Source organism: Chitinivorax tropicus (assembly GCF_014202905.1).
In the GTDB taxonomy this organism is placed as follows: domain Bacteria; phylum Pseudomonadota; class Gammaproteobacteria; order Burkholderiales; family SCOH01; genus Chitinivorax; species Chitinivorax tropicus.
Window position 1 is genome coordinate 97,454 of record NZ_JACHHY010000002.1, and the last position, 14,855, is coordinate 112,308.

Consider the following 14,855-nt stretch of genomic DNA (forward strand, 5'->3'; position numbering starts at 1 on the left):
CAATAAAAACAGCGGTTGCACAGCAATCGAGAGACCTCTGTAGAGCGAAGACATGCTGAACAAAATTCAGGAAGTGCTGGACAGCCTTTCCAAATCGGAGCGGAAAGTAGCCGAGCTGGTGCTGGCACAGCCCAATATGGTAGCCAGTGCGCCTATTGCCGCCATTGCCGATCAGGCCGGTGTCAGCCAGCCCACGGTCATCCGGTTTTGTCGTAGCCTGGATTGCAATGGTTTGCAGGACTTCAAACTGCGACTGACCAAAAGTCTGGTATCAGGTGTGCCATATGTCCACCAATCGGTCATGTCAGGCGACAGCCCACACGATTTGATCGCCAAGGTATTCGACAATTGCGTTTCCAGCCTATTGCGCACCCGCAACGAAATGAACCCCGACTCATTGCAGCAAGCGGTGGGGATTCTGGCCAGCGCCAACAAGATCGAATTCTATGGTCTGGGTAACTCCGGCATCATCGCTGCCGATGCGCAGCATAAATTTTTCCGGCTTGGCGTGCCGACAGTGTCCTATTCTGACCCGCACATTCATGGTATGGCGGCAACCATGCTGCAACCCGGCGATGCAGTTGTCGCCATTTCCAATACAGGCCGGACGGCTGATCTGATCCGTAGCGTACAGATCGCGCGTGAGGTGGGGGCAAAGGTGGTCGGCATCACCCGTAGCAATTCGCCGCTGGCGCAATATTGCCATGTCGCCTTGTATGCCGACACGCCAGAGGACCCGGATATCTATACCCCGATGGTGGCACGGATCGTCCACTTGGCCATCATCGATGCCCTGGCGGTAGGGGTTTCACTCCGGCGCGGCCCCGAGCTGATCCGCCAATTGGAGCAAGTGAAACGGATTTTGAAGGAAAAACGGGTCAGGGGGTTTGAGTAACGCCTCTCCTGTCACAGATCGCTTGCAAAATCAGCCGGTGATCGTCCGCAGACCTGCCAGCTGATGACAACATCCAAGCTGGTCATTGTTTCAAACCCCGTTCGATGTGCTGTGTCAGCGGAATGCGCACGGCCATACCGTGAACGGGGGCATCCAAGCCGAGAGACATCGGCAGTATGAAGGGTTGTCAGCAGCCCTGAATCAAACAACAGCACGGTGACAAACGTTGCCACCCTGGCTCAGTCTGCAAGGCTGACAAACCAGGTGGGATTCGAATGTATTTCTTGTTCTGGCTGGCTTGTCGAGTCAGCGGAACCTGCATGGGAATCACGATGTCCAGCCTAACCCAATCTCCTGCCTGGCTTGCGCTGCAGGCCCACTATGAGCAGACACGCCATCTGCACCTGCGTGAGTTGTTTCTTCATGACCCAGGGCGTGCCGAGCGGATGTCGATCGAAGTATGTGACATGTTGCTCGATTATTCGAAAAACCGTGTCACCGATCAGACCTTGCGCCAGCTGATTGATCTGGCCAAGCAAGAAAACGTGCCGCAGCGCATCGCCGCCATGTTTTCAGGTGAAAAGATCAATGTCACCGAGAACCGGGCTGTACTACATACCGCACTACGCAACCGTGCCAATACGCCAGTCTACGTGGATGGCGAAGATGTCATGCCCAAGGTCAATGCGGTATTGGCCCGCATCGGCAATTTCTGTGACCGCGTGCGGCATGGTGAGTGGCTGGGTTACACCGGGCAGCCGATCACCGATATCGTCAATATCGGCATTGGCGGCTCTGACCTGGGCCCGCTGATGGTCTGTGAGGCATTGAAGCCATATGGTCATCCACGCCTCAACATGCATTTCGTGTCGAATGTCGATGGCGCACAGATTGTCGATGTGCTGCGGAAATGTCACACCGCCACCACGTTGTTTGTGATCGAGTCGAAGACCTTCACCACCTCGGAAACGCTCACCAATGCCCACACGGCACGGAACTGGTTCCTGCGCTCCTCGCGAGATGAAAAGGCCATTGCCAAGCACTTTGTCGCGGTATCGACCAATGCCAAGGCCGTTTCCGAATTCGGCATCGACACCAACAACATGTTCGAATTCTGGAACTGGGTAGGGGGCCGATACAGCCTGTGGTCCGCAATCGGCCTGCCTATCGCACTGTTGCTGGGCAAGGAACACTTCCAGGCATTGCAGACCGGCGCGCATATGATGGACCAGCATTTCCGCAATGCGCCGCTGGAAAAGAACATGCCGGTCATCATGGCGCTGCTGGGTATCTGGTACGGCAATTTCCACGGTGCCGCCAGCCAGGTGATTGCGCCTTACAACCAAAGCCTGCACCGCCTGCCTGCTTACATGCAACAACTGGACATGGAGTCGAATGGTAAATCCATCCGGCTGGATGGCAGCCGCGTCGATTACCAGACCAGCGGCGTCATCTGGGGTGAGACTGGCATCAACGGCCAGCACGCGTACTTCCAGATGTTGCATCAGGGCGCACAGCTGATACCGATCGATTTCATCGCATCGATCGAAAACCCCAGCACCCTGCCCGATCACCATCAGATTCTGCTGGCCAACTTTTTTGCACAGGCCGAAGCCTTCATGCGCGGCAAAACCGAGGCCGAGGTGCGCACCGAGCTGTTGGCACAGGGCATTGAAGGTGAAAAGGCCGCCAAACTGCTGCCGCACAAGGTCTTCGAGGGAAATCGCCCCTCCAATACCTTGCTGCTGCACCGCCTCGACCCGAAGACCCTGGGGGCACTGATTGCGTTGTATGAGCACAAGATCTTCACTCAGGGCGTGATCTGGGGCATCAACAGCTTCGACCAATGGGGGGTGGAGCTGGGTAAGCAATTGGCAACGACCATCCACGCCGAGCTGATGAACCCTTTGCCGGCACAGCACCACGACAGCTCAACCAACCGATTGATCAACTACTACAAGCAACGTGCCAAGGTATAGGCCCTGCCTGGTTTGTCAGCCTGTGGAGACCGACTCGCCGCATACGTGGCGGGCCGGTCTGTCGATACCCTCTCCCGCCTCGATCAAGGCCAGTTTCTGGCTGCGCGTCAGCTGTTTGATGGCCCGCTCACGCTTCAATGCCTGGCTTTTGCTTTCGACCGGCTCCACATATCGGAGCGTCAATGGGCCACGCCCACGGGTGTACCGCGCGCCCGTGCCTTGCTCGTGTTCACGTATCCGCCGAGGCAGGTGATTGCTGACGCCGGTATACAGTGATCCATCAACACATTGCAGGATATAGACCACCCACTGCCCCGCCGGATGATTCTGCCAATCCGCTACCATAGGCCACAACTCAATCCAGCCGCAGCCGTTGCGCCCAATTCTTCACAGGCCAACAACACCATGGCCGTCAACTCACCTTTGCAAATGATGGGTGGTGCCATGTTTTGCAACGGGTAGCCCCGTGCGATGCGCTCAATGGCTGTCAACGCCCCTGTTCCGTCATTCCCCGCGCTGATGAATACCGCAAATGGCAGGCCCTCGACTTGACCCTGTGCGGGGTAATAGGTCCGATCCAGGAAATCTTTGAGCGCACCAGCCATATAGCCGAAATTCTCTGGCGTCCCCAATAACAGCGCATCACACCATAGCAGGTCGTCCAAACCCGCCTGCAATGCTGGCAACATGCGCGTCTCGACCTCATCAGCGAGCTGCATGGCGCCACGCCGCACGGACTCAGCCATCATGAAGGTATGGCCGGTCTGGCTGGCATATACGATCAGCAGATGCTTCATTGCCCGATGCCCGGCCAATTGGGTGGCACCACAAAGCCGCGATTGCGCTCGACCCAATCCTGCGCATCATTTCTTTCCAACTCTGCCACCATGATTGGATGGGGGTGTTGCAGCATGCTGTCGGCCAGCGCCGCAGCCAACGCCGTCAAAGACAGCGGGGTGACCTGCTGGCTGGTTACCGGCGCAATCCAATACAGCTTCGGCAGGCAGGCATAACGACTGGCCGGGTTCAGCTCTGTGATTGCCCACCCCGCTTGCCAGCTGGCCCACCAACCATGAGGATGGGCTTTTTGTACATCCCGCCATGATCCCCTGGGATAGAACAACCACCCTTTCAACCAAGCCAGTGACTGATCCGGGCGGCAAGGTAACAGCGGTAATGCCTCGGGCCGCTGTGACATGGGTAATTGATGATCGCGCAGCCTGGCCCATTTCAGGCTGAATCGATCAATAGGGTTGGGGCCGATCATGCTGTCCAACTGCTGACCGGTCTGCAGAAACAGTTTGAATGCGCACTCGACATGGGTCAGACCCAACACAGGCAATGCCGTCAGAAAGTCAATCTCACCAATGGTCAGTGCTTCGCGTTTGATCACCAAATGATCGGCATACAGCCGAAAGCCAGGCGCATGACTGAACAGAAATCGCAGCAAGGCCTCGACATAATAGCCAAGCCGCGCAGCGGAGGTTGGCGCGATGAATGTATGTAGCGCAGCTGGATTGGCCTGCAGGGTAGCGAGCCAACACGCCAGCTCTTGATATTGTTGGTGAAACCAGCGGTCAGGAATACAGTGAGCCTGCTCGGCACCGGGCAGTGCCGATGACAGCCCCGAGGAACCTATCAGCCAAGCCAGATTGCGGACATGGACATCTGTCAGCCCATTCAACAGTCCGGCGGTCTGATTCATGGTCAGGTCTCGTATAGCTCCAGTGGCAGGCCGTCTGGGTCCTGAAAGAATGTAAAGCGGCGCCCTGTCAGTTCATCGATCCGCACCGGCTCTGCTGCCACCTGGTGATCAGCCAGATGGGCGAGTGCCGCATCCAGATCCGTAACAGCCACGGCCAGATGCCGTAGCCCACAGGCCTCTGGACGGGAGGGGCGGCTGGGCGGCTCAGGGAAGCTGAACAGCTCCAGCTGAGTGCCATCAGGCAGCGCCAGATCCAGCTTCCAAGACTGGCGCTCAGCTCGCCAGGTTTCTGCAATGATCTGCAATCCCAATACAGTAGTATAGAAATGCCTGGATCGCGTGTAGTCGCTGCAAATCAGCGCCACATGGTGAATGCCGGACAAGCCGATCATGCGGGCTCACCGGCTTTTGCTTTGGGCTTACGACGGCGACGGCGGCGAGCCTTGTTGGGCTTACCATTGGCCTCCGCCACATCAGCAGCTTCCGGCTGATCAGCCGCTTCTGCTGGCATCGGCTCCACCGAGAGCGGCATGGGAGCTTCGACAGCAGCGGTAGGCAATCGCTCTTCCGTGGTCTCCTCTGCTACAGGAGAAGTGGTCTTACTGGGCTTTTTGGACTTACCCTTGGTGCGATTCTGCTCCTTGGGTTTTTCCTTGAGTTTGTCTCTTTGCTTGCTCGGCGCTTTGCCTAATGGCTTGGTTTCAACCCACACATTGGGCTCGTTCGATACCTCGGCAGCAGATCTGGGTGGCGGTGCCAGCTCGGGCGGCATCGGCACCAGCACATTGCCTTCCATGAGGCGCCGGGCACTCCGTCGCATCACGACCTGTGCAACCGTCCAATCCACCCCCTTTCCGGCCACCTCCGCCGACATCTCTGTCACGCCCGAGGGCTGGCCAAAACGCAGGCTACGTGACGGGTCCAACGCCTTGCCAATGGTCTGCGACACAACGGTGCCAGGCACATATGCCGCAACTGTCAGTGCAATCGCGCCGGTACCCGTGTAGGCATGGTGTAATTTACCCATTGATATGATGCGGGCCGAGATATCATAAGCAGTTTTCTCTACAGCCTTTCCACCCGCTGCAACAAAATTCGCAGACTTGGCCACGAAACTGATCTTGGGCGTCGCCGGTCGGCTTGCAGTGGCCTCTTCCTGATTGGCTGCCAGCCCCATGGCAACGGCAGCCTGGGCACGGATGCTCTCCAGCTGTTTCAGGATATCTACGTGTTGATTGATTTCCGCCTGACTTTCCAGCCCTGTCAGCCCTACATCCTTAGCTTTGACAAAAACGGTAGGATTGCCCGCATCGATCATGGTGACTTTGATCTTGCCCAGCTCGGGTACATCCAATGTATCGGTCTTGTTGCCGGTGGGAAACAACTTACCTGCGCTACCGCCGGCAGGGTCGAGAAACACCAGCTTGATCTCAGCCCCAGGGAACGGTAGACCATCAAAGCAGAAATCCTGCTCGACAACCGGCATGCCATGCAGGACAGGTACATGAGCCAAGATCAACTTGTTGATATTGGCCTGCCAGATGCGGACAACCGCCTCGCCATCCTCGACCTTGACCATTTTTTCTTCAATTGCAAAAGCCGCCACTGCTGCGGTCAGATTGCCACAATTCCCGGAAAAGTCGATCAAGCCATCTTCGATGGAAACATGACCAAACAGATAGTCCACATCGGCATCATCACGGCTCGACGGGCTGACCAGCACGACTTTGCTGGTGCTGGAGGTTCCCCCGCCAACGCCATCCATCTGCTTGCCATAGGGGTCAGGGCTACCAATGGCGCGAAGCAGGATGCGATTGGTCAAGGCCGGGTCGGCAGGCAACACATCGGCACGAAAAAACAAACCTTTACTCGTACCGCCGCGCATCAGCACGGCGGGTATCTTCAGTTGATTCATCGATCGCTTAACAGGGGTGGCCCAGGCCACCACCAAGAATTCATCACATATCAGCCGCTCAACGCCCCAGACGGAGCTGGCTGACGCACTCTCACACTTGAATACATGCTGCCTGACATGATGATTTGACCAGCTGATACTACGTAGCAGGTCTCAAACCAAACATCAGCGTCGCGGGCCATCACCCAACAACATCACGCTGGCAAGCCAAGACAGTACACCATACACCATTGCACCCCAGAAAGCAGCACCAAAGCCTGCCACATGAAACCCTTTGATCACATAGGACACCAGCCAGAACAGCAAAGCATTCAGCACCAGTATGAACAATCCTAATGTCAACAATGTGATAGGAAGCGTCAGCAGACGTAAGACGGGGCGGACAAAGGTATTCAGCAAGCCCAGCGCCAATGCGACCATCAGCGCACGCACCCAGCCATCCAGATAAATACCTGGCACTAATTGGGTGACCAACAACAGGCAAACCGTGTTGACGATCCAGGCAGCAAATGGTTTCAAGATGGCGGGCTTCCTTGGTGGTTACCCGCCTGAGAAAAGGCCGTCAGGCAGGCTGGGTCTCCCCAGCCGCTATTATGCCTCGACAGACTCGGTTGTGACGACTTCACCGCGCAGACTGTGCGGCAAGGCTTCTGTAATGCGGACATCGACGAAATGGCCAATCAGGCGTGGGTTGCCAACGAAATTGACCACGCGGTTGTTGTCGGTGCGGCCCGCCAGCTCACTATCATCTTTACGGGACAAACCTTCAACCAGGACACGCTGAGTAGTGCCGACCATGCGCTGGGAAATATCCTGCGCCATGTCTTCAATGCGCTTTTGCAGCCGCATCAGGCGCTTCAGCTTGACATCCTGCGGGGTATCGTCCTGCAGCTCCGCAGCAGGGGTGCCTGGGCGGCGGCTGTAGACGAACGAGAACGATGTATCGAAACCGACATCTTCGATCAATTTCATGGTGGCTTCGAAATCAGCCTCTGTCTCACCAGGGAAGCCTACGATGAAATCCGAGCTCAGGCTCAGGTCTGGGCGAACTGCACGTAGCTTACGAATCACCGATTTGTATTCCAGCACCGTATAGCCGCGCTTCATATTCATCAGCACCCGATCCGACCCCGCCTGCACCGGCAGATGCAGATGCGACACCAGCTTCGGCAGCGTGGCGTAGCAATCGATCAGACGTTGGGTCATTTCCTTGGGATGGCTGGTGGTATAGCGGATACGCTCGATGCCTGGAATCTCGTGAACCACTTCCAGCAACAAGGCAAAATCGGCGATCTCACCATCTGCCATGCGGCCAAGATAGGCATTGACGTTCTGCCCCAACAGGGTCACTTCCTTCACGCCCTGTTGCACCAGCCCGGCGATTTCGGTCAGCACGTCCTCAAAGGGCCGGGACACCTCTTCACCACGGGTATATGGCACAACACAGAAACTACAGTATTTCGAGCACCCCTCCATGATGGAGACAAAAGCCGTTGCGCCTTCCACCTTGGCTGGCGGCATGTGATCGAATTTCTCTACCTCTGGAAAGGAGATATCCACTTGTGACCGCCCGCTTTGCTGGCGCTCAGCGATCAGCTCTGGCAGACGATGGAGTGTCTGTGGGCCGAAGACCACGTCTACATAGGGCGCGCGCTTGACGATGGCATCGCCCTCCTGGCTGGCCACGCAACCGCCCACGCCAATGACCAGATTCGGATTCTGCTGTTTGAGATGCTTGATGCGCCCCAAGTCAGAGAACACCTTCTCCTGGGCCTTTTCGCGCACGGAACAGGTGTTGAACAAGATCACATCCGCCTCTTCCGGATTGTCAGTCTTGATCATGCCCTCGGCGGCATTCATCACATCCACCATCTTGTCCGAGTCATACTCGTTCATCTGGCAGCCGAATGTCTTGATAAAAATCTTCTTGGTCATTTGCAAAAATACCGGCGTTCCGCGAAATCGGCGGAAGATATCATGAAAAGCACCTAAATATCAATCAGATATAGGATGGTCAGCTATACAACGGGCTCAAGGTCTTCCAAGAGATGCTCGATCTCTTTCTCTCGATCCGTAGGATGCTTGGCAAACCAACGAACCCGGGCACGTGGATGGGTATCACCAATTGGAACATAGATCTCTTCGACCATGCCTTTACGGCGATCAAAATAACGGGCAGTTTCTGGCGGGAACGATGTCAGGCGAGCAGGAATAATACGAACAATTTGTTTTTCTTTGACAGCCATACCAAATCACATTGGAAAAAGAGACAGTATCTTCCTTCCACTTTAGGTTCTGTCAACGTTATTTCAAGTAACTGGCTGATATGAGCATACGCTCCGCCATGCAGCATGCGCTCGAAACAATGCTGGCAGAACCTGCTTTTACCGGTTCAACTCTCGCCCATGGCTGCCAATACATCATCCAGCGAGTCCTGCCAGTCAGGCAATGACAGGCCGAACTGAGTATTCAGCTTTTGATTGGACAGCACGGAATACCCAGAGCGTTTGGCTGGCACGGGATACTCCGTCGATGGGATCGGCAACAGAGCAGCCAAGTCGCGTTGCTGCCAACCGGGCAATTGGCGCACTCCAGCCAGAATGGCTTGTGCATATCCATACCAGCTTGTCTCACCAGCTGCTGTCAAGTGGTAGAGGCCGGAACAGTCTGCCAGGCTGTCAGGGGCCTTTACCCAGCACTGCGCCAGAATCTGCGCGGTTGCTTCGGCAATCAACCGGCTCCATGTCGGGGCTCCGATCTGGTCGGCCACGATCTTCAGCTCCTCACGCTCTTGAGCAAGGCGGAGGATGGTGCGCATGAAATTTGCACCACGGATTCCATACACCCAGCTCGTGCGCAGACACAGGTAAGGGATACCTGCAGCCATCAATGCTTGCTCCCCTTCCAGCTTGGTGCGTCCATAGGCATTGAGCGGGCTGGGCGTGTCCGTTTCGACATATGGTGCAGCCTTACTGCCATCAAAAACATAGTCTGTTGAGTAATGCACCACAGCAGCACCCAACCGCTTTGCCTCTTCTGCCATCACCGCTACGGCAGTCGCATTGACCGCACGGGCAGTGGATATATCACTTTCCGCCTTATCCACAGCAGTATATGCGGCAGGATTGACGATCAACGCAGGTTTGATGGTCCGTAACAGATCACGAAGCTGGTGTGCATTCGCCAGATCCACATCCTGGCGACCGCAGGCGACTACTTTTCCCAATGGCGCCAAACTGCGCATCAACTCCCAACCGACCTGACCATCTTTTCCCGTGACCAGAATGATTGGTGATCTCATGAGTAGACCTCTGCATGCGCCAGCGGTACGCCTGCCAGATCCTTGGCTGATAAGGTCGGCTCACCTTCCAGCGGCCAGGGAATGGACAGCTGCGGGTCGTTCCAGGCAATGGCCCGCTCGTGTTCCGGGTACCAATAGTCGGTGGTTTTATAGAGGAATTCCGCCACATCGGATACCACGATGAAGCCGTGCGCAAAGCCGGGTGGCACCCACATCATGTGCTTGTTTTCCGCGGACAGGGTCTGGCCTACCCATTGCCCAAAGGTGGCTGAGCTCCGACGAATATCCACCGCCACGTCAAATACTTCACCCACGACCACGCGCACCAGCTTACCTTGGGCATGCTGGATCTGGTAGTGCAATCCGCGTAGCACCCCTTTTGCAGACCGCGAGTGGTTGTCCTGTACAAAGGGGGTGATAACCCCTGTCAATTCACGGAACAGGCGCTCGTTGAAACTTTCAAAGAAAAAACCGCGCTCATCGCCAAACACCTTGGGGGCGAGCACTTTGACATCAGGAATACGTGTGGTAATAACCTGCATCAGAAAACTTTCTCATCAATCATTCGTAACAGGTACTGCCCATAGCCTGTTTTTGCCAGTGGCTTCGCCAACCGTTTGACTTGCTCAGCATCGATGTACCCCATCCGGTAAGCTATTTCTTCTGGGACGGCGACTTTCAAGCCCTGGCGCTTTTCGATGGTCTGGATGAACAACCCTGCTTCAATCAAGGATTCATGCGTGCCTGTATCCAACCAAGCATGGCCACGCCCCATGGTGACGACATCCAACTGCCCTTGTGCCAGATAGCGATTGTTGACATCGGTGATCTCCAGCTCACCACGCTCAGATGGCTTGATGGTTTTTGCAATATCAATGACCTGTCGGTCATAGAAATACAAACCGGTCACAGCGTATCGGGACTTGGGTTCCTTGGGTTTTTCTTCCAAGCTGATCGCACGCCCCTGCTCGTCGAATTCCACCACGCCATATCGCTCCGGATCAGTCACCGGATACGCGAAGACAGTCGCGCCATCTTCCTTGGCAGTAGCGGCTTGCAGGCGGGCCGCCAGATCGTGGCCGTAGAAAATATTATCCCCCAGCACCAGCGCACATCGGTCATCACCAATGAACGATTCACCAATGATGAATGCCTGTGCCAACCCATCTGGCGACGGCTGTACTGCATATTCGAAATTCATCCCCCACTGGTGGCCATCCCCCAGCAACTGCTGGAATCGGGGCGTATCCTGTGGAGTGGAAATCAACAGAATGTCGCTGATGCCCGCCAGCATCAGTGTGCTGAGCGGGTAATAGATCATCGGCTTGTCGTAGATCGGCAGCAGCTGCTTGGATACAGCCTGTGTAATAGGGTGCAGCCGTGTGCCAGACCCACCGGCCAGAATGATTCCTTTCATGCCTTACCTATCCTTCCTGATTCCTGTACCTTGTATTGCCTATGACTTAGCCGTAGTGTTTGTCCATCCAGTCACGATATGCGCCACTGGTCACATTGGCCACCCACTCGGAATGATCGAGATACCACTGGACTGTTTTACGGATACCTGAATCAAAGGTTTCAGACGGTTTCCATCCCAGCTCGCGCTCAAGTCTACGCGCATCGATAGCATAACGTCGGTCATGCCCTGGCCGATCCTTCACATAGGTGATCTGGTCGGCATAAGACTGGCCATCCTGTCTTGGATGCAGCTCATCCAGAATGCGGCAGATTGTAGTCACCACCTCGATATTGGTTTTTTCATTCCATCCACCCACATTGTAGGTCTCGCCCAACTCCCCCCCCGCCAGTACGGTACGAATCGCAGAACAATGATCTGCAACATACAACCAATCCCGTACATTCAGCCCATCCCCATAAACAGGCAACGGCTTGCCAGACAACGCGTTCAGGATCATCAATGGGATGAGTTTTTCCGGGAAATGATACGGCCCATAGTTGTTGGAACAGTTGGTAGTCAGCACCGGCAGGCCATAAGTATGGTGATACGCGCGCACCAGATGATCAGAGGCTGCCTTGGATGCGGAATAGGGACTATTCGGTTCGTACCGGTGTTGTTCTGTGAACGGATGTGCATCAGCAGTCAACGAGCCATACACTTCGTCAGTGGAAACGTGCAGAAATCGGAACTGTTGTTGGTCTCCAGCAGCCAATGACATCCAATAGGCACGCACGGATTCAAGCAGATGGAAAGTACCAACCACATTGGTCTGAATGAAGTCTTCCGGGCCGTGGATGGACCGATCAACATGGCTCTCAGCAGCAAAATTCAATACCGCACGGGGCCGGTGTGTCGCCAGCAGTTGATCGACCAGACCCCGATCACCGATATCCCCTTTCACAAAAACATGGCGGGCATCACCTGAGAGCGCACTCAAATTATCGAGGTTACCCGCATAAGTCAGCTTGTCGAGGTTCAGGATTGGCTCATCGGATTGAGCCAACCAATTGAGGACAAAGTTTGCGCCGATGAAACCGGCACCGCCTGTAACGAGAATCACGCAATAAACCTTTCTGGACTTAAATCTATTCTTTTGCTCATCAATACTAACTAAACAAGCGATTTCATATACCAGTCAATGGCTTCTTGAAGTCCTTGCTCAATGGTATGACTTGGCTCAAAGCCAAGCAATTGCCGTGCTTTGCCAATATCGGCCTGAGAATGACGTACATCTCCGGCGCGGAAAGGCCGGTAGACAGGTTGAAAACTGGCGAGATGGGGATAATGTGGTAACAATACCCGTTGCATCATGGCCAACAACTGATTCAGGCTGGTACGCCCGCCCACAGCCACATTATAGACTTGGTTGGTCGCATCGGCTTGGGATGTCGTTGCAGCCAACAAATTGGCCTGCACCGTGTTGGCGATGTAGCAGAAATCACGTGTGGTCTCACCATCTCCATTCACATACAGAGTCTCTCCCTTGATCATGGCGGACAGCCACTTGGGAATCACAGCAGCATAGGCGCCATTGGGGTCTTGCCTCGGCCCAAACACGTTGAAATACCGCAAGCCGATCACCTCCATCTGATAGCTACGCGCAAAGACATCCGCATATAGCTCATTGACGAATTTGGTCACGGCATAGGGAGAAAGCGGCTTGCCAATGGCATCTTCGACTTTGGGCAAAGCAGGGTGGTCACCATATGTCGAGCTCGATCCGGCATAGACAAAGCGCTTGACCTTCGCATCACGCGCCGCAACCAGCATATTCAGAAAACCAGTGATATTGGCCGCATTGCTGGTGATTGGGTCCTCCAATGAGCGAGGGACCGAACCCAGCGCTGCCTGATGCAATACATAGTCGACCTGCGAAGCTGCCTGCTGGCAGGCCGCCAAGTCTCGGACATCACCCTCTATAAATACAAACCGTTCCCATTGAGATGGGCTCACAGCCTGTGAAACCAGTGTCAGATTGTGACGGTGTCCGGTTGCGAAATTATCCAGCCCAACGACCTGCTGATTCAGTTTCAACAGGGTTTCGACGAGGTTTGAGCCAATGAAACCTGCGGCACCAGTGACGAGCCAGCGGTAGGTATGCGTGGTGAGATGTTGGCAAAGGCTTACGTATGCAGTCATAAACGAGGCACGGCCATTGCAGGCCGCCTATGATCGGATTGAGAATTCTTTTATAGCAAACAAAGGGCTGGCCAGCGGCCAGCCCTTTCGTTGTCAACGGGATTCACCATGACGCGCCCGATAATGCTCCGCGATCAAATAGCGTTCGAGCTCTTTCAACGCCTGTGCATACACATCACGCTTGAACTCGATCACGCTCTCGACCGGCGCCCAGTAATCATTCCAGCGCCACGCATCAAACTCCGGGTGGTTGGTCTTGCGTAGACTGACATCGCAATCTCGCCCGACCAGTCTGAGCAAAAACCAGATCTGCTTCTGCCCTTTATAACTGCCGCGCCATTCGCGGCGAATCCAGTTGGTCGGCACGTTGTAACGCAACCAGTCCTTGGTCCGACCAAGAATACGCACATGGCGCGATTCGAGGCCGACTTCCTCCAACAGCTCTCGGTACATCGCTTGCTCAGGTGACTCCCCGGGCTTGATGCCACCTTGTGGAAACTGCCAAGAGTGTTCGCGTATCCGCTTCCCCCAAAAAACCTGATTTCTGGCGTTACAAAGTATGATGCCGACATTGGGGCGATAGCCGTCCTTGTCGAGCATGGTAAATTACCAAAATGTGTAGTTAGCTTGATTTTTTCACATTTCGGAAGGGTTGGAAAGCGTTGTAACTACAGACCCTTGAATCACCGAATCTATATCAGCAGACGCTTATCCGAATGCATGTTGAGTTTACCCAGCTGACTGACAAATACTGGGAATTCCAGGCCGTACTGTTGTTCTAGATTTCTTGCCCGATCCCGAAGTGCTACCCACTTCGGATTTCCCTGCGCGCGTTTGAAAGCGAAGATGGCAACGTTACCTTTTGTCTGGGCAGGCAGACAGGCTACATGGCCCTCAAAGACACGTTCAATACGCTGCAGCCAGGTATCGAATAGCCGATGATTCCCCCATAGATTGACAACCAATACACCACTCTCGGTCAATGCATCTCGACAATGCTGATAAAACGCCTCGGTATTGAGCTGCTCGACGATTTCATAGCCATCATAGCCATCCACCAATATCACATCCGCAATTTCATCGCGCCCTGCAATGTAATTTGCACCGTCATCAATCAATATTTGCAGCTGCTCATCATCATTGGGCACAAAAAACATAGAGCGCGCCACTTGTACAATTTGAGGGTTGATCTCAACGACGGTGTTGTGCGTCATTGGCAGATACCGATGTATCCATTTCACGACCGACCCGCCCCCCAGACCGATCGTCACTGCACGTTGAGGAGGCGGACAAAACAGCAGAAAGCCCATCATGCAGCGTGTGTACTCCAACACCAGTTCGTCGGGGGAGGACACCTTCATCGAGCTTTGAACGGTGATAGAGCCCAGATGCAGTGAGCGGATGCCCTTCTCTTCACTGACATCCACCTGACCTAGCTGTCCCTTTGATTTATGCAACCGTT

The 14,855-nt window shown here is 54.8% G+C and carries 17 protein-coding genes; 2 read left to right on the forward strand and 15 right to left on the reverse strand.

Features of this window, described 5'->3' with window-relative positions; translation table 11 throughout:
- The first annotated feature begins 52 nt into the window (after positions 1–52).
- Together hexR and pgi are read left to right on the forward strand one after the other, a co-directional pair.
- Positions 53–895, forward strand: a complete 843-nt coding sequence (hexR, locus tag HNQ59_RS01765) for a transcriptional regulator HexR (RefSeq protein ID WP_184034410.1) — start codon at positions 53–55, stop codon at positions 893–895.
- Positions 896–1,227: 332 nt separating this feature from the next.
- Positions 1,228–2,874, forward strand: a complete 1,647-nt coding sequence (gene pgi, locus HNQ59_RS01770) for a glucose-6-phosphate isomerase (protein ID WP_184034413.1) — start codon at positions 1,228–1,230, stop codon at positions 2,872–2,874.
- Between the two features lie 15 nt (positions 2,875–2,889).
- Here the strand turns inward: pgi and HNQ59_RS01775 are convergent, their stop codons facing one another.
- The 15 genes from HNQ59_RS01775 to HNQ59_RS01845 all read right to left on the reverse strand — a co-directional run bounded on the left by HNQ59_RS01775 (position 2,890) and on the right by HNQ59_RS01845 (position 14,850).
- The gene (locus tag HNQ59_RS01775; protein ID WP_184034416.1) at positions 2,890–3,219 is read right to left on the reverse strand and encodes a GIY-YIG nuclease family protein; all 330 of its coding nucleotides are present in this window, start codon (positions 3,217–3,219) and stop codon (positions 2,890–2,892) included.
- Positions 3,213–3,671 (reverse strand): flavodoxin family protein, encoded by a 459-nt coding sequence (locus HNQ59_RS01780; RefSeq protein WP_184034420.1) that lies wholly within the window; start codon positions 3,669–3,671, stop codon positions 3,213–3,215. The genes HNQ59_RS01775 and HNQ59_RS01780 overlap by 7 nt, the downstream gene beginning before the upstream one ends.
- On the reverse strand, positions 3,668–4,579 hold the full coding sequence (locus tag HNQ59_RS01785; protein ID WP_184034423.1) for a DUF1853 family protein: 912 nt from the start codon (positions 4,577–4,579) through the stop codon (positions 3,668–3,670). The genes HNQ59_RS01780 and HNQ59_RS01785 overlap by 4 nt, the downstream gene beginning before the upstream one ends.
- Positions 4,580–4,581: 2 nt before the next feature.
- Complete coding sequence (gene gloA2, locus HNQ59_RS01790) at positions 4,582–4,971, reverse strand: SMU1112c/YaeR family gloxylase I-like metalloprotein (protein ID WP_184034426.1); 390 nt, start codon at positions 4,969–4,971, stop codon at positions 4,582–4,584.
- The gene (gene prpF / locus HNQ59_RS01795; RefSeq protein WP_184034429.1) at positions 4,968–6,494 is read right to left on the reverse strand and encodes a 2-methylaconitate cis-trans isomerase PrpF; all 1,527 of its coding nucleotides are present in this window, start codon (positions 6,492–6,494) and stop codon (positions 4,968–4,970) included. The genes gloA2 and prpF overlap by 4 nt, the downstream gene beginning before the upstream one ends.
- Before the next feature lie 165 nt (positions 6,495–6,659).
- The gene (locus tag HNQ59_RS01800) at positions 6,660–7,013 is read right to left on the reverse strand and encodes a phage holin family protein (RefSeq protein ID WP_184034431.1); all 354 of its coding nucleotides are present in this window, start codon (positions 7,011–7,013) and stop codon (positions 6,660–6,662) included.
- A gap of 72 nt (positions 7,014–7,085) precedes the next feature.
- On the reverse strand, positions 7,086–8,429 hold the full coding sequence (gene miaB, locus HNQ59_RS01805; RefSeq protein WP_184034433.1) for a tRNA (N6-isopentenyl adenosine(37)-C2)-methylthiotransferase MiaB: 1,344 nt from the start codon (positions 8,427–8,429) through the stop codon (positions 7,086–7,088).
- 83 nt (positions 8,430–8,512) lie between these two features.
- The gene (locus tag HNQ59_RS01810; RefSeq protein ID WP_184034435.1) at positions 8,513–8,740 is read right to left on the reverse strand and encodes a hypothetical protein; all 228 of its coding nucleotides are present in this window, start codon (positions 8,738–8,740) and stop codon (positions 8,513–8,515) included.
- A 146-nt stretch (positions 8,741–8,886) separates the two neighbouring features.
- A complete protein-coding gene (rfbD, locus tag HNQ59_RS01815) occupies positions 8,887–9,795 on the reverse strand; it encodes a dTDP-4-dehydrorhamnose reductase (protein ID WP_184034437.1) in 909 nt (302 codons plus the stop codon).
- Positions 9,792–10,337 carry a dTDP-4-dehydrorhamnose 3,5-epimerase gene (gene rfbC / locus HNQ59_RS01820; RefSeq protein WP_184034439.1) on the reverse strand — a complete coding sequence of 182 codons (546 nt, stop codon included), beginning with the start codon at positions 10,335–10,337 and terminating at the stop codon, positions 9,792–9,794. Before rfbC ends, rfbD begins: the two co-directional genes overlap by 4 nt.
- The gene (gene rfbA / locus HNQ59_RS01825) at positions 10,337–11,212 is read right to left on the reverse strand and encodes a glucose-1-phosphate thymidylyltransferase RfbA (RefSeq protein ID WP_184034441.1); all 876 of its coding nucleotides are present in this window, start codon (positions 11,210–11,212) and stop codon (positions 10,337–10,339) included. Before rfbA ends, rfbC begins: the two co-directional genes overlap by 1 nt.
- A gap of 46 nt (positions 11,213–11,258) precedes the next feature.
- Positions 11,259–12,314, reverse strand: coding sequence for a dTDP-glucose 4,6-dehydratase (gene rfbB, locus HNQ59_RS01830; RefSeq protein WP_184034443.1), 1,056 nt, complete (start codon positions 12,312–12,314; stop codon positions 11,259–11,261).
- 50 nt (positions 12,315–12,364) lie between these two features.
- Complete coding sequence (locus HNQ59_RS01835) at positions 12,365–13,393, reverse strand: SDR family oxidoreductase (RefSeq protein WP_184034445.1); 1,029 nt, start codon at positions 13,391–13,393, stop codon at positions 12,365–12,367.
- Between the two features lie 93 nt (positions 13,394–13,486).
- A complete protein-coding gene (locus HNQ59_RS01840; protein ID WP_184034447.1) occupies positions 13,487–13,993 on the reverse strand; it encodes an RNA pyrophosphohydrolase in 507 nt (168 codons plus the stop codon).
- Positions 13,994–14,085: 92 nt separating this feature from the next.
- The gene (locus HNQ59_RS01845; protein ID WP_246490808.1) at positions 14,086–14,850 is read right to left on the reverse strand and encodes a polyamine aminopropyltransferase; all 765 of its coding nucleotides are present in this window, start codon (positions 14,848–14,850) and stop codon (positions 14,086–14,088) included.
- Positions 14,851–14,855: the final 5 nt, after the last annotated feature.

Excerpts from the sequence above, each read along its gene's own strand:
- rfbA (WP_184034441.1), bottom strand. The coding sequence starts at position 11,212 with ATGAAAGGAATCATTCTGGCCGGTGGGTCTGGCACACGGCTGCACCCT.
- HNQ59_RS01810 (WP_184034435.1), bottom strand. The coding sequence starts at position 8,740 with ATGGCTGTCAAAGAAAAACAAATTGTTCGTATTATTCCTGCTCGCCTG.
- HNQ59_RS01835 (WP_184034445.1), bottom strand. The coding sequence starts at position 13,393 with ATGACTGCATACGTAAGCCTTTGCCAACATCTCACCACGCATACCTAC.
- pgi (WP_184034413.1), top strand. The coding sequence starts at position 1,228 with ATGTCCAGCCTAACCCAATCTCCTGCCTGGCTTGCGCTGCAGGCCCAC.
- prpF (WP_184034429.1), bottom strand. The coding sequence starts at position 6,494 with ATGAATCAACTGAAGATACCCGCCGTGCTGATGCGCGGCGGTACGAGT.
- rfbC (WP_184034439.1), bottom strand. The coding sequence starts at position 10,337 with ATGCAGGTTATTACCACACGTATTCCTGATGTCAAAGTGCTCGCCCCC.
- HNQ59_RS01785 (WP_184034423.1), bottom strand. The coding sequence starts at position 4,579 with ATGAATCAGACCGCCGGACTGTTGAATGGGCTGACAGATGTCCATGTC.
- rfbD (WP_184034437.1), bottom strand. The coding sequence starts at position 9,795 with ATGAGATCACCAATCATTCTGGTCACGGGAAAAGATGGTCAGGTCGGT.
- HNQ59_RS01840 (WP_184034447.1), bottom strand. The coding sequence starts at position 13,993 with ATGCTCGACAAGGACGGCTATCGCCCCAATGTCGGCATCATACTTTGT.
- gloA2 (WP_184034426.1), bottom strand. The coding sequence starts at position 4,971 with ATGATCGGCTTGTCCGGCATTCACCATGTGGCGCTGATTTGCAGCGAC.
- HNQ59_RS01780 (WP_184034420.1), bottom strand. The coding sequence starts at position 3,671 with ATGAAGCATCTGCTGATCGTATATGCCAGCCAGACCGGCCATACCTTC.
- miaB (WP_184034433.1), bottom strand. The coding sequence starts at position 8,429 with ATGACCAAGAAGATTTTTATCAAGACATTCGGCTGCCAGATGAACGAG.
- HNQ59_RS01775 (WP_184034416.1), bottom strand. The coding sequence starts at position 3,219 with ATGGTAGCGGATTGGCAGAATCATCCGGCGGGGCAGTGGGTGGTCTAT.
- hexR (WP_184034410.1), top strand. The coding sequence starts at position 53 with ATGCTGAACAAAATTCAGGAAGTGCTGGACAGCCTTTCCAAATCGGAG.